The sequence below is a fragment of the Rahnella sp. PAMC25617 genome (assembly GCF_050606005.1).
Taxonomy (GTDB): Bacteria; Pseudomonadota; Gammaproteobacteria; order Enterobacterales; family Enterobacteriaceae; genus Rahnella; species Rahnella variigena.
In genome coordinates this window covers 1-251 of record NZ_JBOCUM010000291.1, presented here as the reverse complement: position 1 = coordinate 251, position 251 = coordinate 1, and the positions used below count along the sequence as shown (strand labels likewise).

At 43.0% G+C, this 251-nt stretch carries 1 protein-coding gene; it reads right to left on the bottom strand.

Annotated elements, in window-relative coordinates; all coding sequences use genetic code 11:
- A partial coding sequence (locus ACM615_RS24370) for a hypothetical protein (protein ID WP_431012706.1) occupies positions 1-251 on the bottom strand: 251 nt, incomplete at both ends.

The window sequence follows — 251 nt, the reverse complement described above, 5'->3', positions numbered from 1 at the left end:
CTTTGGATTGGCCTTTAAGTTTTCAACCATTTTGGGCAGGGTCTCTCGCAAACCGTGTTTGGGTGTCCAGCCCAACAACTTTTTAGCCCTGGAGCTGTCCATCTCAAAATGGTCATCGGCCAGGTCGATCATCCAGGGTTTTATAAAGGCTTTTCCAAATAGATTTTGCACAAATGCCCCAGCTTTGGCAAACCACTTTGGAATATGGATAATAGGAGATTTTTTACCAGAGATTGATGTACTGATAATGT